The organism is Zhenhengia yiwuensis (assembly GCF_014384995.1).
GTDB lineage: Bacteria > Bacillota > Clostridia > Lachnospirales > Cellulosilyticaceae > Zhenhengia > Zhenhengia yiwuensis.
The window spans coordinates 1-518 of the sequence record NZ_JACRSY010000139.1; the positions used below are offsets into that span (position 1 = coordinate 1).

The window sequence follows — 518 nt, forward strand, 5'->3', positions numbered from 1 at the left end:
GCGGAAACTCAAAGTTATCTGGATTACTTTAAAGCGATAGAAGTCCTTACATGGAACACCATGGCCATTCCTACAAAAGATAGTACAGTAAAAGGTGCAGCCGTATCCTTTATTAAACGTATGAGGGAAGAGGAAGGGAAGAAAGTACAAGGGGTACTTGAAAACTATCCTACTGCAGATTACGAGGGAATTATTAGTGTAAAAAATGGCGTTAAATTAACGGCTGGCACAGTCATTGATGCCGTAAAAGCTACAGCATGGGTAGCAGCAGCTACAGCAGGTGCAGAGGTAAATGAGTCCAATACATATACAACTTATGATGATAGTGTAGATGTGGATGTCAGATACACCAATACACAGATTATAGAAGCCTTACAAAAGGGTGAATTTGTCTTTGTAGAGCAAGGTGGAAAAGCAGTTGTCGAGCAAGACATTAATACGCTTACGAGTTTTACTGCAGATAAGGATAAATCCTTTAGAAAAAATCGAGTGATTCGTGTATTAGATGCTATTGGAAA

At 39.2% G+C, this 518-nt stretch carries 1 protein-coding gene; it reads left to right on the forward strand.

Annotated features, from left to right (window positions below):
* A partial coding sequence (locus tag H8718_RS20445) for a phage tail sheath subtilisin-like domain-containing protein (protein WP_249334890.1) occupies positions 1 to 518 on the forward strand: 518 nt, incomplete at both ends.